The organism is Prosthecobacter sp., assembly GCF_044232965.1.
Taxonomy (GTDB): Bacteria; Verrucomicrobiota; Verrucomicrobiia; order Verrucomicrobiales; family Verrucomicrobiaceae; genus Prosthecobacter.
Genome location: NZ_JBIIKX010000003.1, coordinates 154843 through 180195 on the forward strand (window position 1 = coordinate 154843; position 25353 = coordinate 180195).

The 25353-nt window shown below is 60.9% G+C and carries 23 protein-coding genes; 17 read left to right on the forward strand and 6 right to left on the reverse strand.

The features are described 5' to 3' along the window. The first annotated feature begins 13 nt into the window (after positions 1 to 13). Both ACILSI_RS02495 and ACILSI_RS02500 read left to right on the forward strand, forming a co-directional pair. Entirely contained in the window at positions 14 to 973 is a 960-nt protein-coding gene (locus tag ACILSI_RS02495) for an acetyl-CoA carboxylase carboxyltransferase subunit alpha (protein ID WP_395720254.1), read from the forward strand. A 166-nt stretch (positions 974 to 1139) separates the two neighbouring features. Then, positions 1140 to 3200, forward strand: a complete 2061-nt coding sequence (locus ACILSI_RS02500; RefSeq protein ID WP_395720255.1) for a TonB-dependent receptor plug domain-containing protein — start codon at positions 1140 to 1142, stop codon at positions 3198 to 3200. On the opposite strand, the gene ACILSI_RS02505 is transcribed toward ACILSI_RS02500, so the two are convergent. Then, positions 3197 to 3832, reverse strand: a complete 636-nt coding sequence (locus ACILSI_RS02505; protein WP_395720256.1) for an urease accessory UreF family protein — start codon at positions 3830 to 3832, stop codon at positions 3197 to 3199. The genes ACILSI_RS02500 and ACILSI_RS02505 overlap by 4 nt on opposite strands. A 113-nt stretch (positions 3833 to 3945) precedes the next feature. On the opposite strand from ACILSI_RS02505, the gene ACILSI_RS02510 reads away from it, so the two are divergent. After that, a complete protein-coding gene (locus tag ACILSI_RS02510; protein ID WP_395720257.1) occupies positions 3946 to 4308 on the forward strand; it encodes a YkgJ family cysteine cluster protein in 363 nt (120 codons plus the stop codon). Here the strand turns inward: ACILSI_RS02510 and ACILSI_RS02515 are convergent. Beyond that, entirely contained in the window at positions 4299 to 4784 is a 486-nt protein-coding gene (locus ACILSI_RS02515; protein WP_395720258.1) for a pyridoxamine 5'-phosphate oxidase family protein, read from the reverse strand. The genes ACILSI_RS02510 and ACILSI_RS02515 overlap by 10 nt on opposite strands. Positions 4785 to 4913: 129 nt before the next feature. Between ACILSI_RS02515 and thrH the strand changes: the two genes are divergently transcribed. The 3 genes from thrH (at position 4914) to ACILSI_RS02530 (ending at position 8607) form a co-directional block, all read left to right on the forward strand. After that, positions 4914 to 5522, forward strand: a complete 609-nt coding sequence (gene thrH, locus ACILSI_RS02520) for a bifunctional phosphoserine phosphatase/homoserine phosphotransferase ThrH (RefSeq protein WP_395720259.1) — start codon at positions 4914 to 4916, stop codon at positions 5520 to 5522. 58 nt (positions 5523 to 5580) lie between these two features. After that, positions 5581 to 7095, forward strand: coding sequence for an anthranilate synthase component I (gene trpE, locus ACILSI_RS02525; RefSeq protein WP_395720260.1), 1515 nt, complete (start codon positions 5581 to 5583; stop codon positions 7093 to 7095). 402 nt (positions 7096 to 7497) lie between these two features. Continuing rightward, positions 7498 to 8607 carry a glycoside hydrolase family 3 N-terminal domain-containing protein gene (locus tag ACILSI_RS02530; protein WP_395720261.1) on the forward strand — a complete coding sequence of 370 codons (1110 nt, stop codon included), beginning with the start codon at positions 7498 to 7500 and terminating at the stop codon, positions 8605 to 8607. Between the two features lie 4 nt (positions 8608 to 8611). Here ACILSI_RS02530 and ACILSI_RS02535 read toward each other — a convergent pair whose 3' ends face one another. After that, complete coding sequence (locus tag ACILSI_RS02535) at positions 8612 to 10033, reverse strand: M81 family metallopeptidase (RefSeq protein ID WP_395720262.1); 1422 nt, start codon at positions 10031 to 10033, stop codon at positions 8612 to 8614. A 9-nt stretch (positions 10034 to 10042) separates the two neighbouring features. Beyond that, on the reverse strand, positions 10043 to 11014 hold the full coding sequence (locus tag ACILSI_RS02540) for a L,D-transpeptidase family protein (protein WP_395720263.1): 972 nt from the start codon (positions 11012 to 11014) through the stop codon (positions 10043 to 10045). Between the two features lie 134 nt (positions 11015 to 11148). Here ACILSI_RS02540 and ACILSI_RS02545 point away from each other — a divergent pair, with 134 nt between their 5' ends. After that, positions 11149 to 12021, forward strand: coding sequence for a hypothetical protein (locus tag ACILSI_RS02545; protein WP_395720264.1), 873 nt, complete (start codon positions 11149 to 11151; stop codon positions 12019 to 12021). Between the two features lie 4 nt (positions 12022 to 12025). Here the strand turns inward: ACILSI_RS02545 and ACILSI_RS02550 are convergent, their stop codons facing one another. After that, the gene (locus ACILSI_RS02550; RefSeq protein WP_395720265.1) at positions 12026 to 14251 is read right to left on the reverse strand and encodes a trypsin-like peptidase domain-containing protein; all 2226 of its coding nucleotides are present in this window, start codon (positions 14249 to 14251) and stop codon (positions 12026 to 12028) included. A 51-nt stretch (positions 14252 to 14302) separates the two neighbouring features. On the opposite strand from ACILSI_RS02550, the gene ACILSI_RS02555 reads away from it, so the two are divergent. From ACILSI_RS02555 to ACILSI_RS02570, 4 genes are all read left to right on the forward strand, one after another. Then, positions 14303 to 17374 (forward strand): PVC-type heme-binding CxxCH protein, encoded by a 3072-nt coding sequence (locus ACILSI_RS02555; RefSeq protein WP_395720266.1) that lies wholly within the window; start codon positions 14303 to 14305, stop codon positions 17372 to 17374. A 147-nt stretch (positions 17375 to 17521) separates the two neighbouring features. Further along, a complete protein-coding gene (gene menA / locus ACILSI_RS02560) occupies positions 17522 to 18418 on the forward strand; it encodes a 1,4-dihydroxy-2-naphthoate octaprenyltransferase (protein WP_395720267.1) in 897 nt (298 codons plus the stop codon). Then, positions 18415 to 19377, forward strand: coding sequence for an enolase C-terminal domain-like protein (locus tag ACILSI_RS02565; RefSeq protein ID WP_395720268.1), 963 nt, complete (start codon positions 18415 to 18417; stop codon positions 19375 to 19377). The genes menA and ACILSI_RS02565 overlap by 4 nt, the downstream gene beginning before the upstream one ends. Continuing rightward, positions 19362 to 20489: an AMP-binding protein gene (locus ACILSI_RS02570; RefSeq protein ID WP_395720269.1), complete on the forward strand. Its 1128-nt coding sequence runs from the start codon at positions 19362 to 19364 to the stop codon at positions 20487 to 20489. Before ACILSI_RS02565 ends, ACILSI_RS02570 begins: the two co-directional genes overlap by 16 nt. A 6-nt stretch (positions 20490 to 20495) precedes the next feature. Here the strand turns inward: ACILSI_RS02570 and ACILSI_RS02575 are convergent, their stop codons facing one another. Continuing rightward, the gene (locus ACILSI_RS02575) at positions 20496 to 20996 is read right to left on the reverse strand and encodes a hypothetical protein (RefSeq protein ID WP_395720270.1); all 501 of its coding nucleotides are present in this window, start codon (positions 20994 to 20996) and stop codon (positions 20496 to 20498) included. 304 nt (positions 20997 to 21300) lie between these two features. Between ACILSI_RS02575 and ACILSI_RS02580 the strand changes: the two genes are divergently transcribed. The 6 genes from ACILSI_RS02580 (at position 21301) to ACILSI_RS02605 (ending at position 25316) form a co-directional block, all read left to right on the forward strand. Then, positions 21301 to 21534: a glycine zipper domain-containing protein gene (locus tag ACILSI_RS02580; RefSeq protein ID WP_395720271.1), complete on the forward strand. Its 234-nt coding sequence runs from the start codon at positions 21301 to 21303 to the stop codon at positions 21532 to 21534. A gap of 46 nt (positions 21535 to 21580) precedes the next feature. After that, positions 21581 to 21904, forward strand: coding sequence for a glycine zipper domain-containing protein (locus ACILSI_RS02585; protein WP_395720272.1), 324 nt, complete (start codon positions 21581 to 21583; stop codon positions 21902 to 21904). Between the two features lie 82 nt (positions 21905 to 21986). Further along, entirely contained in the window at positions 21987 to 22490 is a 504-nt protein-coding gene (locus ACILSI_RS02590; RefSeq protein ID WP_395720273.1) for a GtrA family protein, read from the forward strand. 6 nt (positions 22491 to 22496) lie between these two features. Next, complete coding sequence (locus ACILSI_RS02595) at positions 22497 to 22958, forward strand: tRNA (cytidine(34)-2'-O)-methyltransferase (protein ID WP_395720274.1); 462 nt, start codon at positions 22497 to 22499, stop codon at positions 22956 to 22958. Positions 22959 to 22997: 39 nt separating this feature from the next. Continuing rightward, positions 22998 to 23675, forward strand: a complete 678-nt coding sequence (locus tag ACILSI_RS02600) for an ABC transporter ATP-binding protein (RefSeq protein WP_395720275.1) — start codon at positions 22998 to 23000, stop codon at positions 23673 to 23675. Between the two features lie 111 nt (positions 23676 to 23786). After that, a complete protein-coding gene (locus ACILSI_RS02605) occupies positions 23787 to 25316 on the forward strand; it encodes a glycoside hydrolase family 75 protein (RefSeq protein ID WP_395720276.1) in 1530 nt (509 codons plus the stop codon). Positions 25317 to 25353 lie beyond the last annotated feature (37 nt).

The window sequence follows — 25353 nt, forward strand, 5'->3', positions numbered from 1 at the left end:
TTCCCGCCCAGCCATGAAACAAGTTTTGGAATTCGAAAAGCCCATCGTCAAACTCCGCGAGGAAATCGAGGATCTGCAAAAAAAACTCGCCGCCAAGCCCAGCGACAAGCTCGCCGCCCAGATCGCCGACCAGGAAGCCAAGCTCGACAAGCTGCAGCGCGACACTCATTCCAATCTCAACCCGTGGCAGCGCGTGCAAATCTCCCGTCACATCGCCCGGCCCTACATGCTCGACTACATCAAGCACTGCTGTGACGAGTTCGTCGAGATCCATGGCGACCGCCACATCGGCGACGACAACGCCATGCCCGCCGGTTTCGCCACAATCGGCGGCCAGCGCGTGGCCATCATGGGCCATCAAAAAGGCCGCGACACGAAGGAGAACCTGCTGCGCAACTTCGGCAGCGCCCATCCCGAAGGCTACCGCAAAGCCCTCCGCCTCATGCGCATGGCGGAAAAGTTCAACCTACCCATCGTCACCCTCATCGACACCCCCGGAGCCTTCCCTGGCATCGGCGCCGAGGAGCGCAACATCGCCGAGGCCATCGCCTTCAACCTGCGTGAGATGATGACGCTGCGCACGCCGGTCATCGCCATCGTCATCGGCGAAGGCGGCAGCGGCGGGGCTCTCGGCATCGGCATCGCAGATCGTGTTCTCATGATGGAGAACGCGTACTACTCCGTCATCAGCCCCGAAGGCTGCGCCGCGATTCTTTGGAAGCATCGCGAGCATGCCCCCGAAGCCGCCTCCGCGCTCAAACTCAGCGCCCAGGACTTATCTAAGCTCGGCATCATCGACGGCATCATCCCCGAACCTCTCGGCGGAGCGCACAACGACCATGCCGCGGCCGCCGCGTCCCTCAAAGATGCCGTGCTCGCCGCACTGGCCGAGCTGGGCCAGATCCCGACCGCGAAACTGCTGGAGCAGCGCTACCAGAAATTCCGCGCCATGGGCCAGTTCACCGAAGGCTGATTCAGCTCATCAAAAGTGGCGTGCCCACGTTCGAAAAATGGTCATTTTCTGACCACTAATGCCATGGGCAGGCGGTTTCCTGTCCAAACGAGGTCTTCCACTCACGCCAGACATGACGATGGAAAACCTGCCTGCTTAGGTTCGTGACGATTTGATCTCACGAACCATGCGCCTAGCCATTCTCCCGCTTCTTTTCCTTTCCACGTTCACCTGGGCCGCCGAGCCAAAGAAGGCGGCGGACATCCCGGAGGTCGTCATCACCGCCACACGCAGCGAAAATTCGACCGCCAGAGTGCCCGCCGTGGTCAAGACGCTCGACAAGAAACAGATGGCCGAGCGCCTCGTGCGCACCTTTCCCGAGGCGCTGCGAGAGACGCCCGGCGTCATGATCCAGAAGACCTCCAACGGCCAGGGATCGCCCTTCATCCGTGGCTTCACCGGATTTCGCAATCTGATGCTCATCGACGGCATCCGCTTCAACAACTCCACCTTCCGCGAGGGCCCGAACCAATACTGGAACACCATCGACCCCTTCGCACTCGACCGCGTCGAGGTGCTGCCATCACAAGGCGGCACGCTTTATGGCAGTGATGCCGTCGGCGGCACCGTGAACGCCTTCACCAAAGACTCCGGCTTTTTGCGCGAGGCCGAGGGCGGCTTCTTCGCCCACGGCCAGGCGGATTACCGCTGGTCCAGCGCCGAGCGCAGCAACATTGAGCACATGGAGGCCAGCATCGGCCAGGGGCAACGCTGGGGTCTCCATGTCGGCGTCACCTTGAGCCAGTTCGCCGATGTGCGCACGCCGCAGGGCATCCAGCGCCATACCGGCTATGACCAGTGGGCCTTCGATGTGCGGCTGGATGTCGCGCTCGATGACAACTGGCAGCTCACCGCCGTGCATCAGCAGGCACGGCAGAACGACGTGTGGCGCACCCATGACACGATCTATGGTGTGTCGTTTGAAGGCACCACCATCGGCACCAACCGCCTGCGTTTGTTCGACCAGGAGCGCAGTCTCTCCTACCTGCGCCTGGCGGGCAAGGATCTCGACGGCATCATTGATGACGCCAGCCTCACGATCTCCCTGCAAACCGCCGGAGAAGATCAGTACCGCATCACGGGTGCCGGAGTGCGCAGTTGGAACGATGTGGATGTCACCACACTCGGTGTGGATCTTCAGTTCGAGAGCAGTTCACCTGTCGGCAGGCTGGTCTATGGCATCGACTACTATCACGACTGGCTCGAAACCGATGGCGCGAACAACTTCGCCGGCGCGGTGGCCGATGACTCCAGCTACGACCTGCTCGGCATCTTCCTCCAAGACACCATCGACGTGGGCGACCGCTTCCACCTCATCCTCGGCGGTCGTTACACGCACGTGCGTGCGGATGCGGGCAAGTTCCGCAACCCCGTGGGTGGTGCCGTGGCCGCCTATGCCGATGAGTGGCAGAACGTTTCCGCCAGCGCCCGTTTCATCGTCGATCTCGATGAGCGCGACCGCTTCCAGTTTTTCGGCGGCGTCTCCCAAAGCTTCCGCGCGCCGAACCTGTCCGATCTGACGCGCGATGACTTCTCCGCCACCGGCATCACCGAAGTCCCGGCCACCGGTCTCAATCCAGAAACTTACATCACCTACGAAGTCGGCCTCAAAGCGCAGACAGAGTCCCTCACCGCCAGTTTCGCCTACTTCTTTACGCAGATTGAAGACATGATCGTGCGTCGCACCACCACCGTGCCGGGCCAGGTGTCCAAGGCCAACGGCGGGGACGGCTACATGCAGGGTGTCGAATTCGCCACCCGCTGGCAGATTGATCCAAATTGGAGCGTCTTCGGCCAGATCGCATGGGTGGAAGGCGAGGCGGACCAGTTCATCGGCCTGACCACGCAGACGCGCCGAGAGCCGCTGGGAAAAATCGCGCCGCTCAACGCCTTTGGCGGCGTGCGCTGGCAGAGTCGTGACAGCCGCTTCTGGACCGAACTCGTCTGCCTCACTTATGGCGAGGCGGCGAGACTGAACACTTCCGACCAGGCCGACACTTCACGCATTCCGCCCAACGGCACACCGTCCTTTTGGTTGGTTAGCCTGCGCGGTGGCTGCAAGGTGAACGACCACCTCATCCTCACCGCCTCCCTCGACAACCTTCTGAACCAAACCTACCGCTACCACGGCTCCGGCTCCAACGAGCCTGCCTTCGGAGCCACCCTCGGTGCCACGGTGAAGTTTTAACGACGCGCCACCACGCTGAGCGCTTCCTCTGCCTGCGTGCCGCGCATCACCTGGCTCGTGAGTCCGGCGATGCTGTGTCTGCCGGTGGGTTTTTCACGATGCTCCAAGTCACGCGTGGCGATGTCCCATTCCAGATGCAGGTACTCGGCGATGACATTGGTGAGACTGAGCTGAAAAAAATGCCCCACCGCCGCCCAGACGACGGCGATGTGACCGGCGCAGTCCCCCTGCCCCACCGCCTCGCGCAAACGACCCAGCACCGCTTGATAACGCGCATGCCGCGTCGATTTGAGCAGCACCGCGCCCGCCTGGATGCTGCGCTGAGCAAGTTCAGGAGGCAGTTGCGCTGACAAACGCTCATCGGCGGCGATCAGGCCCGCCAGATCACCCGCCAGTGCCGCCTGCCAGGCGGATTTCAACGCGGGGCCAATCGTCTCGCGCAGCACGCCATCGGCAAACTCATCCCACGCAACGCCTTCCACCATCAAGACCTCGGTGCGCGCCCGCACGCTGCCCAGCAGCCACTTCACCCAGTCAAGGCCACGCGCCCAGTCCTCGATGATCTGCGCGTCATCCGCCGTTTCATGCGGCGGTGGTAGCAGGGTGATGGATGGCAGCAGATGCAGTTTCATGTCACGACAAACACCGCCATTCGAGGCGGCGGACTTCAAACCTTCGTTGCAGGAAACGATTCATCGCACGAACTATGCCTCCCGCGCCGAATCGCGCGAACAGAATACTTTTCATGCCCGAAGTCTCACTGCTTGACACCCCGCCGACACGCTACGCCTGCCAGCGCTGTGGAAACTGCTGCCGCTGGCCCGGCGACGTGCGCGTGACGGAAGAGGAGACCGACCGCATCGCCGCGTTTCTGAACATGCCCCGGATCGAGTTCATCGAGCAATGCACGCGCCTCAACGCGAACCGCACCGGTCTGAGCATCATCGACAAGCCGAACGGCGAATGCCTGTTCCTCGAAGGCGTGAACGTCTGCAGTATCCAGCCGGTGAAACCCGTGCAGTGCGAGGGATTTCCCAATGCATGGAATTTCCCAGGCTGGCGGGATGTCTGCGAGGCGGTGGAGATCACCTCTTCACCTCAAGGCTGAAGCCGCCGCGTTCCTGTGTCAGTCATGGTCGTCTTCTCAAACAGGACGGTCTTCTTGTAAACGTAAGGCTTGCAGAGCACCACCTTGGTCACGTCGGTGCGGATGACAGTGAATTTGTTGTAGTCCTCGGTCTCGCAGTATTTCCGGTAATAAGCCTGCGCCTTGCCCGGCATGCGGTCCCAGTGGCGCTTGGCGGCCTCGCCCTCGATCACCTGCGTATGACCAGAGAGATACACAATGGTTTCCATGCTCGGCGTGGCGAACATCCATTCCGCCTGCGGGTTGCTTCGCAACTCGGCGATTTTTTGAGAGGTAGGCGCGGTGATCGACATCACCTCTCCGAGATCGGTCGAAACCTGGACGGTCATCCAGGCCGAATGAGGGCTTCCATTGGCATCTGCGGTGGCCAGCACCGCGTTGCGGCAGTCTGCGACGACCTGGGCCGCTGTCCGGGAAATTTCGTTGTCGATGATCATAGAGGTAGATAGGCTTGCTCAAACGCCGGGGCTCCGCGTTCCTTGCCAGTCTGTGACCATATTTGAAACGGTCAATGCCGCGTCGTCGTGCCGCTGGACAAAAGGCTGAAGCCATGACATCTCCACGAAATGAAACCCCAAACCATCGTCACCCTCGACCTTGAGGGCGTGCTCGTGCCTGAAATCTGGATCGCCTTTGCCGAAAAGACCGGCATTCCCGAACTGCGCCGCACCACGCGAGACGAACCGGACTACGACGTGCTCATGAAAGGCCGCCTGAAGATCCTCGATGAGCACGGCTTGAAGCTGCCAGACATCCAGCAGGTCATCGGCACCCTCGCGCCGCTGGAGGGAGCGAAGGCCTTTCTGGACGAACTGCGCTCAACCACGCAGCTCATCATCCTGAGCGACACCTTTGCTGAATTTGCGCAGCCATTGATGCGGCAGCTCGCGTGGCCGACGATTTTCTGCCACCAGCTCGAAGTCGCCGCCGATGGACGCATCACGGACTACAAGCTTCGCCAGCCGAACCAGAAACAGAAGTCCGTCGCCGCCTTCAAAGCGCTCAACTACCGCGTCATCGCCGCTGGAGACTCCTTCAACGACACCACCATGCTCGGCGAGGCCGATGTCGGTTTCTTCTTCCACGCCCCCAACAGCATTCAGGCCCAGTTCCCGCAGTTCAAAGCCTTCGACGACTACAATGAGCTGCTGAGCGCCATCCGCGCCGCTCTTTGAAGCGCCGTTGCCACCGCACGCATTCGCGTCCAGAATACCTGCTCGTTTCCTGCCGCGCATGCCTCCACTTCATCTTCAGCCCGACTTCGCCACCTTCCAAACGCTCGCGCAGCAGGGCAATCTCGTGCCGGTGATGGCCGAACTCGCCGCGGACTACGAAACGCCGCTCTCAGCCTTCCAAAAGATCCACGACGGACGCTGCGGCTTCCTGCTGGAGTCCGCCGAGCTGACGCAGCACTCAGGCCGCTACTCGCTGCTGGGCAGTTCGCCGCGCATCATCTTCACCGCACGCGGCAAGGAAATCGAAATCGAGGAACGCGGTAAAAAGCGCAGCTTCACCACGAAGTCAGACCCACTGACCGAGCTGGAGACGCTGATGAAACCGTTTCGTCCGCTCGAAGCGCAGCCGTTGCCGGTCTTCCACGGCGGAGCAGTCGGCTATCTGGCCTACGACATGGTGCGCTTCTTTGAACCGACGCTGCCCGCGCCGAAAAAGGACGAGCTTGGCCTGCCGGACATGGTTTTCATGATCACGGACACCGTGCTGATCTTCGATCATCGCACGCGCAGGCTGTCCATCGTTGCCAACGTCCACACCGACGAGCACGCCACCTTGGAGGCGGCTTACGATTGGGCGCGGGAGCAAATCGCGAGCGTGATCTCCAAGCTGGAGCAGCCCCTGGCCGCGAAACCACTGCAAACCTTCGCCCCGGCCGGCAGCAGCCCGCTTCCCGCGCCGGTCAGCAACACCACGCGCGAGGAATACGAGGCCATGGTGGTCAAGATGAAGGAGTACATCGCCGCCGGGGACATTTTCCAAGGCGTGCCCTCCCAGCGCTTCGAGACGGACTACAGCGGCAGCACCCTGGACCTGTTCCGAGCGCTGCGGCATGTGAATCCCAGCCCGTACATGTTCTGCCTCGACTTCCCGCAAGGCTTCGCGCTCGTCGGCAGCTCGCCGGAGGTGCATGTGAAGTGCCTGGACGGCCGGATCGACATCCGCCCCATCGCCGGCACGCGCTGGAGAGGCAAAACTCCGCAGGAGGACGACGCGCTGGCGCAAGATCTGCTCAACGATCCCAAAGAACGCGCCGAGCACATCATGCTCGTCGATCTCGCGCGGAATGACGTCGGACGTGTGGCCGACTACGGCACTGTGCGAGTCAGCGACCTGATGATCATCGAGCGTTACTCCCACGTCATGCACATCGTCTCAAACGTGGACGGTCATTTGCGCGACGACAAAACGTCCTACGATGTGATGCGCGCCACCTTTCCCGCTGGAACGGTCAGCGGATCGCCAAAGGTGCGCGCGATGGAGATCATCAACGAATGCGAGAACAGCAAGCGCTGCGCTTATGCAGGCGCGGTTGGCTATTTCGGCTTCGATGGCAACCTCGACTCCTGCATCGCACTGCGCACCTGCGTGGTGAAGGACGGCAAAGCTTATGTGCAAGCTGGCGCCGGAGTGGTGGCTGATTCGATTCCTGCCAGCGAGTATCAGGAGACCGTCAACAAAGCGACCGGCATGCTGCGCGCGATTGAGTGGGCGCGTCAGCTCGGCGCGTCGTGATTTGTTCGCAGGTTGCTCACACACTCATCACATAGTTGCTCACAATGTCGGCACAACGCTTCGCCCTAGAAACAGAGAACCCTCCGGCATGCGAAGCCGGAGGGTTCCATTGCGATCCAGCAACCAACAACGATGGAGGATCTATTGGCACGAAATGCGGAGCTGAGGAAGCTTGCAAATGTGGCCTGCGGGTTGCCCCACAGACGCGAGCATGTTAAAAAGTTTTGCCCTCCCCGTCAACCAACCCTCCCTTCTTTTCCAAAAAGAAACGCCTGCGTCTCATTCCTGAGAGCTTAAAACCTCGATTTTTCTCAAACTTTTAGCAAATCGTCCCTTGACACCCCCTCCGGTCATCCACTCGGCCTGCTCACTTGATTACTATTCTTACGAACACTTAATCTCATGCTCTCCTCAGCCCCCCTCGGCCAGCTTCTTCTCATGGGCGTCCCCGGCCCGGAACTCACCCCGGAAACCGCCGCCCGGCTCAAAAAACTCCAGCCAGGCGGTTTCATTTTGTTCGGACGGAACATTCAGACGCCGCAGCAGCTCCGCAAACTCATCGACGACCTGCGCGACATCTCTGACATCGAGCCCTTCATTACCATCGACCAGGAAGGCGGCCGCGTTTCGCGACTGCGTTTGATCGGCGAGGAGCCGCCGAACGCGCAATCGCTGCGCGACAAGGGCGATCCCGAGTTGATCAAGCGTCATGGCAAGCTCACCGGCCAGATTCTGCGTCACTTCGGTTTCAATCTCGACCTCTGCCCGGTTTTGGACATCAGCTATGACGACGCGGCGGACAACTCGCTCAAAGGCCGCACCTACGGCAAAGATCCGCAGCAGGTCATCACCAACGCGGGCATCTTCAACCGTGCCATGCGCAAGGAAGGCATCCTCAGCTGTGGCAAGCACTTCCCCGGCTACGGCCCCGCCGAGTGCGATCCGCATGAGTTCCTGCCCGTCATCACCAAAAGCCGCGAGGAGATGGAAAAGAGCGAACTGCTCCCCTACTCCGCGCTGCTGCCAGAACTCGACAGCGTGATGACCTGCCACAGCAACTACACCGCCTACGACCCAGATCGTGGCCGCTGGCCCGCCAGCCTCAGCCACAACATCGTGACCAAGCTGCTCCGCCATCAATACGCCTTCGACGGACTCGCCATGACCGACGATCTCGACATGGGGGCCATTTTGAACGAGGTGACGTTTGAGCAGGCCATTCAAGAAGCCGTCCGTGCTGGCAATGACCTCGTGATGATCTGCCACCGCGTCGAAATGGTCGAGCTGGCTCGCCAGCATCTCGAAGGCGTCGAAGAACCCGCTTTGCACGATGCTCTTGTGCGCATCGAGAAAACCAAAAAGCGTCTCGTGGCACCGGACACGTTCGATCTGGACCGCTTCGCCGCCATCAACCGCGACATTTGGCAGCTCCGCGTCGATACGCTCGGCGAGGAAGCCGCCAAAAACCTCAGCGTCGAGGACGGCAAACGCTCCCCGGTCGAATTGTACTGATCTCTCAGGCCAAACGGCAGTGACGGTAGGGCAATGCGGCGAGATTGCTGCTGCATGGCCCCGGCGTGTCCACCCACAGCATGCGGGCGGCGATTTTGTCGTAAGCGCGTCGATGAGCCACGGCGGCTTTGACGGCAACGACGGAAAGTTTTTCCACCGCGATGCCCTGGCTGTGCCACTGGCCAAGGTCAAACGGCGGCGTCTTCACGCTGGAGATCAGAATCGTGAGGCCACCGTGTTGGACGACCGCGCAGCGGCCCATGTCGAACACATCTCCGCACATGCTGGCGAGGTGGCTGTTTTTGTCTTCCAACTCGAAGCGCCCGTCATTAAGCGCGATCAATTCGACCTCCAATTCAAGCGGGCCGGCATCCAGTCGGCTGCCCTTGCCACCGAGATGAATGCGACGAATACCCGCTTCCAAATCGCGGACGGCTTGAGGATCGTTGATGCAGATGGCGGCGTTTTGAACGCCATGGCGGATCAAGACGCGTAGCAAACCCGTGCAGTCGCCCGGAGCGCCGCCGCCGATGTTGTCGGAGGGCTCGACGAGCACCGTCAGACCTTCAGGCAACGGTTTGAGGCCGGCGAGCACCTCATCCGCAGGCGGATCAGTGATCTGGCCGAGGTGAGTGAGTTCACGGGCTCGTTGAGCCAGTGATCCGAGTTGTGCGGCTGCATCGTCCGTGGTGCAGACGACGAAACTGACGCCCGTGTCCGGCGTGTCGGCAAAACTGAAGCCCGCGACGATGCTCATGCACCAAAGCGAGTCGTTCTCGCGCTCAAACTGACGCGCCATCGCCTCCAGCGAGAGCATCGGATCACTCGCAGTCCCAGTCCCGGTGGGCGGCCAGATGAGGCCGGGCTGTTTGAGCTGCATGCGCGGCCTCTGGCCGGTGGTGAGGCAGCGATTCAGCAACCGTGCCGCGATCAGGCCGGCCTCGCGGGCATCCGTGTGCGGATTTTCCCGGTAAGCGACGAGGCAGTCGGCCAGTTCGGCCATGGCGGGCGAAAAATTGGCGTGAAGATCGAAGACACCGAAAATCGGCACCTGCGTGATGCTGCGCAGACGGCGGAGGATCTCGCCCTCGACATCGAGAATGGTCTGCGAGGTCATCGCGCCATGCAGGACGAGGTAAATGGCCTCGTAATCGGCCTTGGCGGCTGCCGGAGCGATGTCGCTCCAGAATTGCTCGATGACCTCATCCTCTACCATCGCGGAAGGCTGGGCGCGGTAGTCGGCGGTGGGGATGATCTGCCAGCCGAACTCGTCGGCGATCTCAATGACTCCACCGAGCGGGGAGGCGTCGCCTTTGCAGGCGAACAGCTCATCACCGCGACGAATCTGGAAATCCGCGAGCGTGGTGGTGCCGTCGAGGAAGGTGTGCGTTTCGTGGAAGAGGCTGGCGAGAAGGATGCGCGGCATGGTCGGAGATTAACGCACAATGACCCGCGATCCTGGCCGGATGAGTTGCGGAAGTCGAATGGCGTCCCAATTCGCGAAGCGCACACAACCGGCGCTGCGACTGCGTCCGATGGTTCTAGGCAAGGCCGTGCCGTGCAGGCCGATGCCGGACTTGCTCAATCCGCACCAGATGATGCCCACCGGGCTGTTCGGGCCGGGGGGGAGCTGATGCGCTTCATCGCCACGCACGCCTTCTTCCAGGAACTGCTTGTCATAGCGGAAGCTGGGCGTGTTCATGATGGTCTTCACCGACCACTCGCCCACCGGAATGAACTGCGGCTTTCCGGGTGTGATCGGAAACGCGGCCAGCATCATCTCCTTCGCGCTGTAAACGGCAGCCATGCGCTCCGTGGTGTCGATCACGATGGTGTGGGAACTGAGCACGGCGTCGGTCTTGTAGCTCTGCATCGGTTTCACCTCCTCGATGCGGAAAGAGCGTACGTTCGGCACCACCACGATGTCGCCAGCCTTCAGCGCGTTCATTTTCTTCTGCGGATTGATGAGTTCTAGAAAAGTCTCGTCCGTGTGAAAGCGCTCGGCGATCAGCTCCACGAGGCTGCGATAGGCCATGAAGGGAAGCTTCGCCTGCTCCTCCGGCTCCTCCGGCAGATGCGGGTTCACATAGGCCAGCAGGTCCGCTTTGATCTTGTAGGCCGCGTAAGGCACCGGCACCTCGCGCTCGGCAGCCTCCTGCGCATGGCCCCAGTTGTAGATGTCACGATGTCCGTGGGCGTAATTGTAGTTCACCACCGCCTTGTAAGTGAACTCGCCGATGGCTCCGTCGATCTTGCCGGGGCCAAACAGGTTGCGGTCGAGGAAAATTTGGATGCGCAGCACGGTGTCGCGGTCCTTCGGCACCGAGGGATCGTCCTTGGCTGGTCCGGTGTCCTGGGCGTGGGCCGTCAAAGCAAGCGCGGCAATGAAAAGCAGGTGTTTCAGCATTGGCGCATGCTAGAGCACCCCGCCCAATGAGCAAGGCGTCGCGAATCCTTGCCTGAAACGAATCCGCCGCGTAATCTGGCGGCTCTTGCCGGGGTCCATTGGACGGCAGGCATTCACCAAGCTCGCTCATCTCCATGAAAGCGCTGTTTCTCACCGTCCTGATCTTCACCACTGCGTTCCTCCTTTATGACCGCTTCGCCACACCGGTGGGCAAACGTGTCGTGTTTGAAAATCCACCCCTGGAACTGCCGGAAGACTCAGAACCGGGAGCACGGTCCGTTTACAGAACACCTGCGCATCGAGTGACGCAGGACTCACCTCCCCCGACGCCTACGATCACCAACAGCGATGGCTTCGTGCCGCCGCAGATCGAATCCTTGGAGACGCTGACGAAAAACTGGACCTTGATCCCGACACAGGCCTTTCCACGCCAGGTGAAGCTCAGCAAGCCGGTGCAGTTTCGCATGGCCGCAGGCACCTCCACGCTGCCCGCTGGCTCTGACGCCTTCGCCTTGTCCGCACAGTCGAATGTCCTGCTCGTCGCGCCCACGCAGTCTTCCCAGGCCCGTGGCCAGATTTTCGTGCATGACACCGACCTGCCGGTTCAGGTACGCGAATCGTATGAACGCTGGAGACGCGGGCGCATCGAGATGGCGCAGGCAGCCTGGAAAAAACGACAGGCATCTCCCACCAGCAGCGCCGCGATGGTCAGCATGCCTGGTGCCGTGGAGCCCACCGGCGCTCCGAAACGCAATGCCGACGGCAGTTACGATCTCCTGCTCGCCAGCATGAAATCCGGCCAGGTCACCGACATCAAGCTCAACAAAATCCAGCGCTGGGGCACAGCGCAGCAGCGCACCATCGACAACCAGCCCACCTGGGCGGTCAGTGTGTTCTACGAAACCATGGCCTTCTGCGGCCCCATCGACGCCGAAGCCCAGGCGCAGGTGCGCGAGGGCAAAATCGTGCGCTGGATTTATCCGGGATCAGGCGAGCCGGTGCCATAAAGGCCTACTCCTCCCGCAACGACTGCATCCAGCGGTCCAACTGCTGCATTAGCTCCGGCGGGCCGTCTTCCGGGAAGTTTTCGATGAGCCAGTTCACATCCTCACGCGCCCCCGCTTTTTCGCCAAGTCGCTGACGCATCTGAGCACGAGTGAGGCGCTCAGCAGCCGCAGTGGGATCAATCGCGAGCACAAGATCGAGGTAGGGCATTGATTCGCGAATGGAGCGGGTTTCGTCGAAGCTGGAGCCGAGCAGGTTCCTCAGCATGCGCAGCAGGATGGTCTGCTTCGTGGTGGGATCGAGCGAGCCTTCGGGAAACTGGCCGCTGTCCGTGAGATCCAGGGCTGCCTGCTCGACCGTGAGCAGCTTGCCGTTTTCAAACACATCCACGAGCTGCAATTCGCCCTCGGGACCATCGCGGTAGCCGACCATAAATTTGCCGGGCAGCGGCACGCCGAAGACGCCCTGGATGCCGAGTTTGGAGGCGAGTTCGACATACAGCACGCTCAGCGTGATCGGCAGGCCCTCGCGGTCGTCGAGCACCTCGTTCATGTAGCTGTTGCTGCGGTTGGAATAGTCGCCACGGCTGCCGTGGAAGCCGTTTTCCTCAAAGAGATAGCGGTTGAGGCGCTTCACGGCCGGGAGGGTGCCCTTCTTGATTTCGGGATCGTCCTTCAAATCAGCGATCATCGCTTTGAACGCGTTGAGGTAGGAGTTCACGTCGATCTCGGGATTGTCGTGGCGGGAAAGCAGCAGCGTGCAGCGCAGGAGATTGATCTCCGGCTCGGGTTTCCCGAGTTCGGCGAGGATGTCCTTTGTCATCGCGCGGCGGTGCAGCTCACGTTCGAGTTCACGGAGCTTCGTGGCCTCATCTTCGAGCTTCTTGCGCTGCTCGCTAATCACGCGACGGGCGGCGGCAGGGTCGGCGAGAAGTTTGTCGAGCGTTTGATCGCGGGTGGAGGCCTGGGCGAGGTTTGCTTCGATCTCGCTGCGGAATTTCGAAGCGAGTTCGGCATTGAGCGGCTTCTCGGTGAGATCGGTGCCAATGCGGAAGCTGCGGAAGTCGGCCACGGTGGTGCGGAATTTGCACAGACCGGCCACACCGCCACGCAGGCCGGTGTCGTCAGTCTCGATGACTTGTTTGCCATTCACAAAGCAGGTGATCTTTTCCGGCTCCACACGGACCCGCAGTGTGTTCCACTCGCCTGCTTTGTAAGCCTCGCTCGGCACGTCGGCGAGGATGGTCCACGAATACACATCCGGTCCGTCGAAACGCGTGAGGCGCAGTTTGCCACCGGAAGGATAAAAGCCGTAATGCTTGTCGCCGCCATCGGAGCAAAAGGCGAGGCCTGCGGCACCACTTTCGTCATCTAGCTTCACGGTGGTAGCGATCTCGAAGGTGCCTTCCGGCACGCTTTGAGAGGATAAGCAGAGCGCACGACCGCCGAAGCCATCGCCGGGCAGATCGGCATGAATCACACCCGCGTGCTGCGTCCACTGCGAGCCGAGGTGCAGCTTCCACAACTTCGGATTGAGCACGCCGATGGTTAGCCAGCGGCTCATCGGCACCGGATTCGGCTTTTCGACAAGTTCCTTGAGCGCGTTCACCGGCATCGCGAAGCCGAGGTTGTCGGTCTTGATGTGCTTGAGCGTCAGAATGCCGAGAACCTTGCCCTGCATGTCGAGCAGCGGGCCGCCGCTGTTGCCTTTCTCGATGGGGATGGCGACTTGCAGCATGTCGTTGCCGTCGATCTCGCGTGTGGCGGAAAGCACGCCCTGCACGATGCTGAAGCCAAGACCTTCGGGCGCTCCCATCGCCACCACGTTCTCGCCCTGGCGCACCTTGGAGGAATCGCCCAGCGTCAGCGGCTTGAGGTCTTTCGAGTCAATTTTGAGCAAGGCGAGGTCTCGCTGCGCGTCCGAAGCGTGGATGGAAGTCACCGCATACGTCTTGCCATCGTGCATCTCGATCTGCAGCCGCCGTGCCTCGCCGATGACATGCAGGTTCGTCGCGATGAGGCCGTCTGTGCTCACGATGAAGCCGGAACCGATGCCATCCGTGCCCTCGCGGCCCAGTTGGGTGATTTTGACCAGCGAAGGAGCAATGGACTCCGCGAGGTCGGCGGTGGTCTTCGGCTGAGGCGGCGACTTGGTGGCCGACTTTGTCGCAGCGCAGAGATGGCCCACAGAACACACGGAAAACACGGAAAGAAGAAGGATGGAGTGCTTCATGGGATGAAATGAAGATTGCGCGAGAGACAGGCGTTTGGGAGAGTCCACTTTATGAGCATACGCCAAGCCGCCTTTCTGTCATTCTTGTCCTTTACGTCGCTGACGGCCCTCGGGGAGGATTTTCCGAAGATCTACGACACCGAAAAAGGCGCGCCCATGTCCGCCGAGGAGGCCGCGGCCACGATGGAACTGCCGCCGGGCTTCAAGTGTCTCGTCTTTGCCGCGGAGCCGGATGTGCGCCAACCCATCGCCATGGCGTGGGATGCGAAAGGCCGGCTGTGGGTCGCGGAAAACTACACCTACGCCGAAAATCCCATCCGCTGGGACACGAAGCTGCGCGACCGCGTCATCATCCTCGAAGACAAGGACGGCGATGGCAAACACGACGGCCGCAAGGTCTTCTGGGAAGGCGGCAGCTACCTCACCAGCGTGGAAAACGGCTACGGCGGCGTGTGGGTGCTGCACAACGGCACGCTCAGCTTCATCGCCGATAAAAACGGTGACGATACCCCCGATGGCGAGCCCGAGGTGCTACTCGATGGCTTCAACGTGAAGACCATCGGCCACAACATCGTCAACGGCCTGCGCTGGGGCCCCGATGGCTGGCTTTACGGCCGCCACGGCATCACCGACACCTCCGCCGTCGGCGCACCCGGCACGCCGTTGGAAAAGCGCACGAAGATCAACTGCGGCATCTGGCGCTACCATCCCACGCGGAAGGTCTTTGAAGTCGTCTGCCACGGCGGCACGAACTCCTGGGGCCACGATTGGAATGCCGAAGGCGAGCTCTTCTGGATCAACACCGTCATCGGCCACCTCTGGCATGGCATTCCCGGCGCCTACTACCGCCGCATGTTCGGCACGCACCTCAATCCGCACGTCTATGAAGTCATCGAGCAAACCGCCGACCACTTTCACTGGGATGCCGGCGCGGAAACCTGGAGCGACATCCGCAAGCTCGGCGTCACCGGCAAGACCGACTCGCTCGGCGGCGGCCACGCCCACGTCGGCATGCTCATCTATCAGGGCGGCCTCTGGCCGGAGAAATACCACGGTGCCGTCCTCACCTGCAACCTGCACGGCAATCGCATCAACATGGACACTCTCCACCGCGAAGGCTGCGGCTACGTCGGCAAGCACGCGCCTGACTTCATGAAGGCCAAAGACAAATGGTTCCGCGGCATCGACCTCCTCACCGGCCCCGACGGCAACGTCTTCGTCGCCGACTGGAGCGACAGCGGCGAATGCCACGACAACGATGGCGTGCACCGCAGCAGCGGACGGATTTATAAGATCGTGTATGGCGAGCCAAAGAAGGCGGAGCCGATCAATGTGGCGGCCATGAAGGATGAGGAGTTGGTGACTTGCCTGGAATCGAAGAACAACTGGTGGCCACGCATGGCTTCTCTGAAGACATTGGAAAGGATTCGATCCCTCGTCATTGATGACAATGGTGATTTTGACGCCGTGGCTAGGTCTTCAAATATCCTCCTGAATCTCGCAGGCAATTCTAACAAACCGCTTTTCGAATCTGTTCGGCTCGCTTTGGCACTGGGTGAACTTACTATGGTGAACCAGTTACAAGCCCGATTGAAGAGCTTTTCGGCTCTAGAGAGTGAGAGTCTTCGAGTTTTAAGCTATCGCAGTCTCCTGCCTCAAGTTGACATCAACTATGACGCCAAGGAACTCTTCGATGCGAATCACGCAGAGGTTCTTGCGCAATTTTTGAAAGCAGCTCAATCAGACAAATCCGGCCTCGTCCGTCTCCACCTCGCCTCCGCGCTCCAGCGTCTTCCCCTCAACTCCCGCTGGCCCATCGCCACGGCACTCGCGAAGCACGAAGAAGACGCCAACGACCGGCAGCAGCCGCTCATGATCTGGTATGGCATCGAGCCGGTGGTGGCGGCGGAGCCGATGAAGGGCGTGGAGCTCATCCGCGAGGCGAAAATCCCCACCGTGCGCCGCCTCGTCGCCCGCCGCATCGCCGAGATGATCGAGGAAAAGCCCGAGGCCGTGGATGCACTCGTGGCGTTGATGACGGAACACAGGAACGTGCGGGACGACGTGCTCAGCGGCATGGCGGCGGGCTTGGATGGCTTTAGCAGCGCCAAGAAGCCCAAAGGATGGGATGAAGTCTCCAAATCGATCGAGGCGAGTTGCAGCGACGAGTTCAAAGAGATCGTCCGCAATCTCTCCGTCGTCTTCGGCAGCGGTCGTGCGGCGGATGAACTCATCGCCATCGTCAAAAACGCCGACGGCGACGCCAACGCCCGCCTGAACGCCTTCAAGAGCCTCACGCGCACGACGAAGCCGGAACTGCTCGCGGTGATTCGCGCGCAGGTGAATGACAAGGTGCTCGGCACGGTCTCGCGCAACGCGTTGGCGGCTTACGATGATCCCAGCATCCCGAAACAGCTCCTCGGCTCCTGGCCGGTACGCAGCGAGGAGCAGCAGGCAGCCACGGTGGCGACGCTGACCTTACGCGCAAGCTACGCGAAAGAGCTGCTCGAAGCGGTGAAGGCGAAGAAGGTGCCTGCGGCGGCGATTTCGCCCTTCCAAGCACGCCAGATTCGCAGTCTCAACGATGAAGCACTCACGAAGCTGCTCACCGAAGCCTGGGGCGAAATCCGCGACACGCCGGAGGCCAAAAAAGCCGAGTTCGCGAAGTGGGAAGGCATTTTGAAGCCCGAAACGCTCGCCAAGGCCGACAAATCGAAAGGCCGCATGATCTTCACCGCCGCATGCAGCGCGTGTCACAAGATGTACGGCCAGGGCGGAGCCATCGGCCCCGAACTCACCGGCAGTGATCGCCGCAATCTGAAATACCTCCTCGAAAACATCCTCGACCCCAGCGCCGTCGTGCCCGCCGACTTCCGCGTGAGCATCTTCCACCTCAAAGACGGCCGCACGATCAGCGGCGTGATGCCTGAGCAGACCGAGCGCACGATCACGGTGCAAACACCCGCCGAGCGGCTCGTCATCGAACGCACGCAGATCGTGAAGCAGGAGCAACTGACGATGTCCTTGATGCCCGAAGGGCTGCTGACAGCGCTGGGCGAGGAGAATGTGATCAACTTGATCGCCTACCTCATGGGCGAGGGGCAGGTGGAGATGCCGAAATGACGGAGCGCGAGTGTGTCGAAGACCACTCGCCTGCTTTTCGGCCCAACGTCAACGAATCGCCCCAAAAGTGGCGAGTAGGCTAAAGCCATACTCGCGCTCCGTGTAGCGGCGCTTGCGCAAACTCGGTCATTCGTCATTCTCCCTCACATGGCTTCACTTTTCGACTGGATCGCCGCCGCACGCCCGAAAACACTCGGGGCCGCCATCGCGCCTGTGGCGGTGGGTTGCGCGCTGGCGGAGAAGATTTCGGGCAAACTCGACTGGACGCTGGCGCTTTGCACGCTGGGGAGCTGCGGAGCGCTGCAAATCGCGACGAACTTCTTCAATGACGCGCTGGATTCGATCAAAGGCGCGGACACCCAGGCGCGGATCGGGCCACGACGCATCACCGCAAGCGGTGCGGCCTCGGCCAAAGCGGTGAACATCGCGGCATGGCTGATGCTCGCGGTGGCGACACTGCTCGCCGTGCCGCTGTTTGAGGCGCGGGGGCTGCCGATCTTGTTCATCGGCCTTCCATCGTTGTATTTTTGTTTTGGTTACACGGGCGGGCCGGTGCCGCTGGCGTATCGCGGGCTGGGGGAGCTGTTTGTGATTCTTTTTTTCGGCCTCGTGGCGGTGACGGGCACGGCCTTTGTGCAAACGGGCGAGTGGTATGAGGCGGCCGTGGTCGCCGGATTTCAAATAGGTTGCCTGAGCACGGTCTTGATCGCCATCAACAACCTGCGCGATGTGAATGAGGACCGGCAGACGGGCAAGAAGACGCTGGCCGTACGGCTGGGCGTGGGTTTCGCGCGGGCGGAGATCGTAACACTGATCCTCGCGGCACATGCGGCGGGGTTTTACTGGGTTAACCAGGGCTGGGAGCGGGCCTTCACGCTGCCGCTAGCGACGCTGCCGATTGGCCTGTTCGTGGCGTGGCGGGTGATCGTGGAACCACCTAGCCGGGGTCATAATCGGCTGCTGGCGATGAGCGGGGCGCAGTTGCTGGCCTTCGCGGCGCTGATATGCTGGGGAATCGTCAAAGCAAAGGATGTGATGCCGTGAGTGAACCGATTTACGTTCATGAATACTTGCTGCGCAGCGGCGTGGCGCTGAATGCGGTGTCGCAACGGCGGGTGTTTGCGGGAGCGTTGATCTGCGTGGATGGCGGCTACGGCTGCGTGCATCCGTGGCCGGAGTTTGGCGACACGCCGGTGGAGGAGCAGCTTCGCTTGCTCAGCGAAGGTGTGACGACGCCGGTGACGGCGATGGCGCTGCGCTGCGCGGAGATCGATGGCGCGGCACGACGCGCGGGCGTGAGCTTGTTCGAGGGATTGGAGATTCCACGCAGTCATTACTCGTGGAGCTTTGCCACGGACACCGAACCTCAGATGCAGCGTGTGATGGAGGAAGGCTGGCCGGCGATCAAGGCGAAGGGTTTTGCGAACTACGGCGAAACAATCCGCTTCCTGGAAGGCTGCGCGAAACGGTTTGAGGCCCAGGGCGTGCGGCTGCGGGTGGATTTCAACGGCGTGCTGGACCGGTTCACCTTCGAGAAGTTCGTCGAGTTCATGCCGCTGCGAGTTTATCGGGCGCTGGATTTCGTGGAGGACCCGTTTCCGTATGACGCGGAGGCCTGGGAGGCCGTGCGGCAACGCTGGGGCGTGAAACTGGCGCTCGACAAGGGCTGGAAGAACGGGACGCAGGGTTTTGATGCCGTGGTGGTAAAACCAGCGCGGCGTGACTGGCGCGTGGTGGCACAAACGCATCCCGAAAGGCCGCTCGTGCTGACTTCCGCCATGGATCATGCACTAGGCCAGATGTTCGCGGCTTATGAGGCAGCGGTGGCTCTCTCTGAAGGGCAGGCGCTCGATTTCTGCGGACTCTGCACCGAGCATTTGTTCGAGAAGGATGAGTTTTTCGAGCGTGTGAGTTCAAACGGCGGCTTTCTGGAGGCGGACCGCAGCGGCGGCGGATTAGGCTTTGGCGAAGTCCTGGAGGGCCTGCCATGGAGACGTCTTTGATGCTCAAACCGGAGTTTTGGAGTGATGGCGGAGTGTGGATCGGACAGTCTGATCACACGGAGGATGGCAGTACGCTGGCGGACTTCGCGACTCGTGAGTTGCAGGCGCAAAGCATGTGCTTTTTCCAAACGAGCGGCTCGGAAGGTCGCCGCAAGTGGGTGGGACTGGCGAAGGAGTCACTTCTCATCTCAGCGAGGGTGGTGAACGCGCATTTTGGCATCACGGAGCGGGATCACTGGCTGCTGGCGCTGCCCGTGCATCATGTGGGCGGTTTTGGCGTGCTGGCACGGGCGTTTGCGAGCGGTAGCGCGGTGAGGCGGCTGGATGGAAAATGGGATGCGGCGGCTTTCGTGCAGCAATGCACCAAAGCCGGAGCCACACTGGCTTCTTTGGTGCCGACCCAGGTGTTTGATCTGGTGGCGGCGAAGTTGAACGCGCCGAAGTCAATGCGCGTGGTGCTGGTGGGCGGCGGGGCGATGAGCTCCGAACTGGAGCAGGCTGCCTTGCAGCTCGGCTGGCCGGTGCGCCGGACGTATGGGATGACGGAAACAGCCTCCCAAGTGGCCTCACAGACGACTGAAGGCGGCGAGATGGAAGTGCTGCCGATCTGGGACTTGAGCACGGATGACGAAGGTGTGCTCACCGTGCGCGGCGAGGCCTTGGCGAAGGGCTATGCGATGCAAGAGAATGGAAAATGGTGTTGGGAGCCGATTTCAGCCGAGGCAGGGCTGCGCACACGAGATCGCGTGAGTTTGCACCACGATAGTGCGTGGCGTTTTTTACGCTTCATGGGCCGCGAGTCGGGAACTGTGAAGATTTTGGGCGAACTCGTGGCCCTGGGGCCAATCCAGGAGCAACTCGAGGCCGTGCGACTCAAACTGGGCCTGCACCAAGGTGACGCAGTGGTTTGCGACGTGGCGGATGCGCGCAAAGAAAGCAGCCTGGTGCTGGTCGTGAGCCAGGTGAGCGAAACGGATGCCGAACGGCTGCAAAAAGGCCTCAACGAAACGTTGAGGCCTTATGAGCGCATCGCCATGAGGCGATCTGTGACTTCCATTCCTCGAAGTGATCTCGGCAAAGCACGCCTCGAACAACTCAGGGAACTGCTGTGAGGCTGTCTATTTTTCCTTCGGCGCGGAGCCGTCCAGCGGCGTGATGACCGGGCGATCCTTCATCTCTGGAGAAATGAGGTAGCCTTTCGGATTGATCGGATCTGGCACGAAGGAGATGAGAAACAATTCCTCAATCTTGTCTGTGAGCGTTTCCTGCGAGGTGCGGACGGTGGCATGCACATAACCTTTGTCCTTCTCCTGGACGAGACCAAGCACGGTGATTTTGAGAGTTTCCTGTTTCCGCTTCGTGGCCTCGGGGGTGAGCTTGAGCTTCTTGTGCCAGGCCTCGCGGTCGGCTTGGTAGAACTCTTGCGCGGTCATCCCCTCAAGCTCACGCACGCCTTTGACATTGTAACCGGCGAGCATGGTTTCCTCGTCTGTCATGGTGGGAGCGGACTTGATGATTTGCACGGTTTCGCGCTGACGACGCTCCAATGAGGCAGGCACCAGGAGACCTGCGGCGGTCTTCCAATCCTGCATCACCACAGCAGTGAGGTATTTTTTCACCAAGGTTGCACAGGGGTGATCCAAGGGCAGCGGTTCCGCCAGGGCGGTTGAGGAGGAAAGGCCGATGGTGGCAACAGCGGCAAGGCCGCAAAGAAAGGAACGAACTTGCATAGTTTTTGGGGGCGGAAGGAGGGCGGTTTGTAGCCGCAGGCCGAATGCGCGTCAAATGAAGAAACCCCCGGCCTAGAAGCCGACTGTGGCCACCACGGCCTTTTTTGCGCAGGTGTGCGCCATCTGGGATTTTTCTTTCTTTTATGAACAAAGCGGACGTATTCTGCGACAAAGCAGACCGCTTTATCTCCATATGAAACACATTCTCCTCACCCTTGTCACCACTGTGTCATTCTCCTCATGCGCCTCAGGCCCCAACGCCCAGCGCGGCGCGGTCATTGGCGGCCTCGGCGGAGCCGCCGTCGGCGGAATCATTGGTAATCAAAGTGGACGCGGCCTGGAAGGTGCCTTGATCGGGGGCGCGGTGGGCGCGGCGGGTGGCGCGGCCATCGGCAACTCCAAAGACCGCCAACGCGGCTATTATTGATCTCAGAAAGGCTTCCGCCTAAAACCTAATCCTCATCCCACATCCTATGAAAAAGAACATCCTCATTCTTCTCTCCTCTATGTCCCTGGTGTCCTGTGCCACGGGTCCAAACGCTCAGACGGGCGCTGTGCTTGGCGCCCTGGGTGGTGCCGCCGTTGGTGGCATCATCGGCAACCAAAGCGGGCGCGGCCTGGAAGGCGCCGCCATCGGCGCGGGTCTCGGAGCTCTGGGCGGCAACGCCATCGGCAACTCCAAGGATCAGCAAAACGCCCGCTCACAGCAGGGCTACTATGACAAGCAAGGCCGCTGGCATCCCCAGCAGCAGCAACAGGGCTACTACGACCGGTACGGCAACTACCGCTATTACTAGGATTCCCGGCTGAGGCCGTCTTTAAGCTTGTCTGACGAAGTCTTCGTTGGACAGGCTTTTTGTTTTACCGGTAAGTTTCCTCATGTTGCAAACACTCGCTGAGACCCGACGCTTTTTTCAGGAGAACGACTGGCGCACCATCCTGACGCGCATGAACGCCCGCGACACGCATCCGGTGATCCAGTTCATGAAATACGGCATCTGCGGTGTGGGGTCGCTGATTGTGGGCCAGGGCATCTGGCTGGCGCTGTCGGTGTGGGTGTGGCCGGCACTGGACCCGGACCTACCAAAAGAAGTGCGGGCGCTGCACAGCACCTACAACAATGTGATTGCCTTCTTTTTTGGGAATATGTTTGCCTACATCACCAATTCATTGTGGGTTTTCACGCCGGGACGGCATCACCGTGTGCTGGAGTTCTTTTATTTCACCCTCGTGAGCACGGTGGCGTTTGTGATCGGTCTGGCCGTCGGGCCGATGCTGATCCGCATGTATGACATCTCGACACTGCTGGCGCAGTTGCTGCTGGTGGCCTCCTCCGTGATGGTCAATTACGTCTGCCGGAAGTTTTTCGTCTTCAAAGGCTGACGAGGCATGTTGAACGTCGTCCTGTTTCAGCCAGAGATCCCGCACAACACGGGGGCGATTGGACGGCTCTGCCTCGCCACGGGAGCACGATTGCACCTGATCAAGCCGCTGGGCTTCAGCCTGGAGGACAAGCACCTCAAACGCGCCGGGCTCGACTACTGGCAGGAGGTGGATGTGCGCGTGTGGGAGTCATGGGAGGAACTGCGCGGCCAAGTGAGTTCGGATGCGGCGGTTTATTTCATCGAGTGCCAGGGCACCACCGACCACTGGGATGCCGACCTCACCACGCCCGAGGTGTTTCTCGTCTTCGGCCCGGAGACACGCGGCATTCCGGCCTCCGTGATCGATCCTGACAAGTGCCTGCGCATTCCGATGCAAGGCACGCGCAGCCTGAACCTGGCGACGGCAGCCGGGATCGTGATGTACGAGGCGCTGCGGCAGCGCACACGGGCGGGCATCCCATCTTGACGCCGCTGCTCATCTGCGGAGCATGAGCGCACCTTATTCATGAGCCAGGACGCCGCCCCACTTGCCGCCAACGACGTGCATCGCACCTACCACCTCGCGGGGCATGATCTGCCGGTGCTGCGCGGTGTGAACATCGAGGTCGCCGCCGGGGAAAAGGTGTTTCTTTGCGGACAGTCGGGCGCTGGCAAGACCACGCTGCTTTACGTTCTCGGCGGGCTGGAACAACCGACCTCCGGTGACGTGCTCGTGCATGGCCGCTCGCTTTACAAAGCCGCCGCCGCCGAACGTGCGCGCACGCGCAATCAGGTCATGGGCTTCGTTTTTCAGCATTACTTCCTGCTGCCGGAGCTGACAGCGCTCGAAAACGTCGTCCTGCCCTCGATGATCGGCGGCCGTAAGGCCGAGGCTCGCGCACGGGAGCTACTGGACAAAGTCGGCCTCACTCAGCGCCTTGATCACCTGCCCACCGAGCTTTCCGGCGGCGAGCAGCAGCGCGTGGCCATCGCCCGCGCCCTCATCAACAACCCCGGCATCATCTACGCCGACGAACCTACCGGCAATCTCGACGCCAGCACCGGCTCGGGCGTCATCGACATGCTCATGCAGGTTGTCGATGAGGCCAAAAAGACCCTCATCGTCGTCACCCATGACCAAACGCTGGCGAAACGCGGCGACCGCCGCCTCATCCTCAAAGAAGGCTGCCTGGAGGAAGGATGACAGGTGAAATTGGCGAATGACGAAACCCGAATGACGCGGATATTTTCAACACCGAGGTCTTGAGTTCGTCGTTCGATCTTCGGATTTCCTCATTCGTCTTTCCCCCATCCCATGTCACAGGAACCCGCCATCCCCGAAAACGATCCCCAGCATTCGCAATGGCGGCAGCAGCCGAAACGCGGCTGCTTCAGCTCGTTCATTCGCCTTCTATTCCTGCTGATTCTCCTTACAGGCCTGCTGCTGCCTTTCACGCCCTTCGCTGGTAAAATAAAGAAAGGCATCCAGGACATCGTCGAGTCCGCCCGTGGCACCAAGGAGCGCATCATTACTCGCGACGTGCTGCGGGATGTGATTAAAGAGGTGCCGGTCACGAAGGAAATCGTCAAGGAAGTGACCAAGGAGGTCGTCCGCGAGGTCCAGCCGCCGCTGCCGGACAAATACATCGCCCGCAAGGACATCGACGTCGCCTCGCTCTTCAACGGCATCACCGTCAAAACCAAGCTGCTCACTGAGGAGGGCAGCTTCGCCAGCCTTGAGCGTCTCGATCCCGAATCCTACAAGGCCGAGTTCCAGCTCAGCATACGTGTGCCGAAGGCCAACCAGACCATGGTGGAACTCAGCCGTATCAACAAGCACCTCCCCGCCATTCTGCCGGGACTCGATGCCATGCTGCCCGCCGCCAAGGTCAGCGGATTCTACCACAAGCTCTACGAGAACAAAACCAACCGCGTGCAGAATGATCTCACACGCCTGAATCGCGTCCTTGACCGCCACAACTTCTACGACACCGAGACCATCCTCGAACTCACGCATCCCGCCACGCAGCGCCGCACCCTGCTCATCCAGTCCGAGATGGATGTCGTCGCCGACGGCTCCGACGGCGACCGCATGCCCACGCTCGATGAGTACATTTACATGTCGGACTATTACCAGCCCTTCACCAGCTACGCCTGGGCCAAGGCCACCAAGACCCCCAACCCGCTGCTCGCGAAGTGGGAGGAGCGTTTGAAGAAAGCGCAGGAGGAATTTGCCATGAAAGGCCTTTCCTCCGCCCGCAATCGCGAGCTCAGCGCCATCATCAGTGCGCTGAAAGTCGAAATCAGCGAGATGAAGGCCCGCAGCAGCCTCATCGCGGAAAAAGATCCCTTCGTTGTCATTTCCCTGCTCTTCCGCGGCTATGGCGATCAAAACAAATTCACGCCGCAGATCGGCGACTACGCCGCCGTCATTCATGAGGGCAAAATCTACCCCGCCATCTGCGGCGACTACGGCCCGAGCTTCAAAATGGGCGAAGCCTCGCTCCTCATGGCCAAAACCGTCAATCCGAAGGCCACGCCCTACATCCGCCCCGAAAGCGATCTCAAGGTCACCTACCTCATCTTCCCCGGCACCGCTGAAAAAACGCGTTCCGCGCCTGATCTCGTGAAGTGGCAGGAAAAATGCACATCCTTGCTCGGTGAAGTCGGTGGCATCGGCTCCGGCTATGTGCTGCACACCTGGGATAACCCATTCAAAAAGCCTGAGCCGCCTCCCGCGCCCGGCAGCACCACACCACCTGCCACGACAACTCCGCCAGCTAGCGAAACCAAATCTGCCCCAACCAAGGCAGGCGACGCCAAAGCGACGGACACGAAGAAATAACCGGCGGCCATTGCCGCACAGGTCATCCTCCACCAGA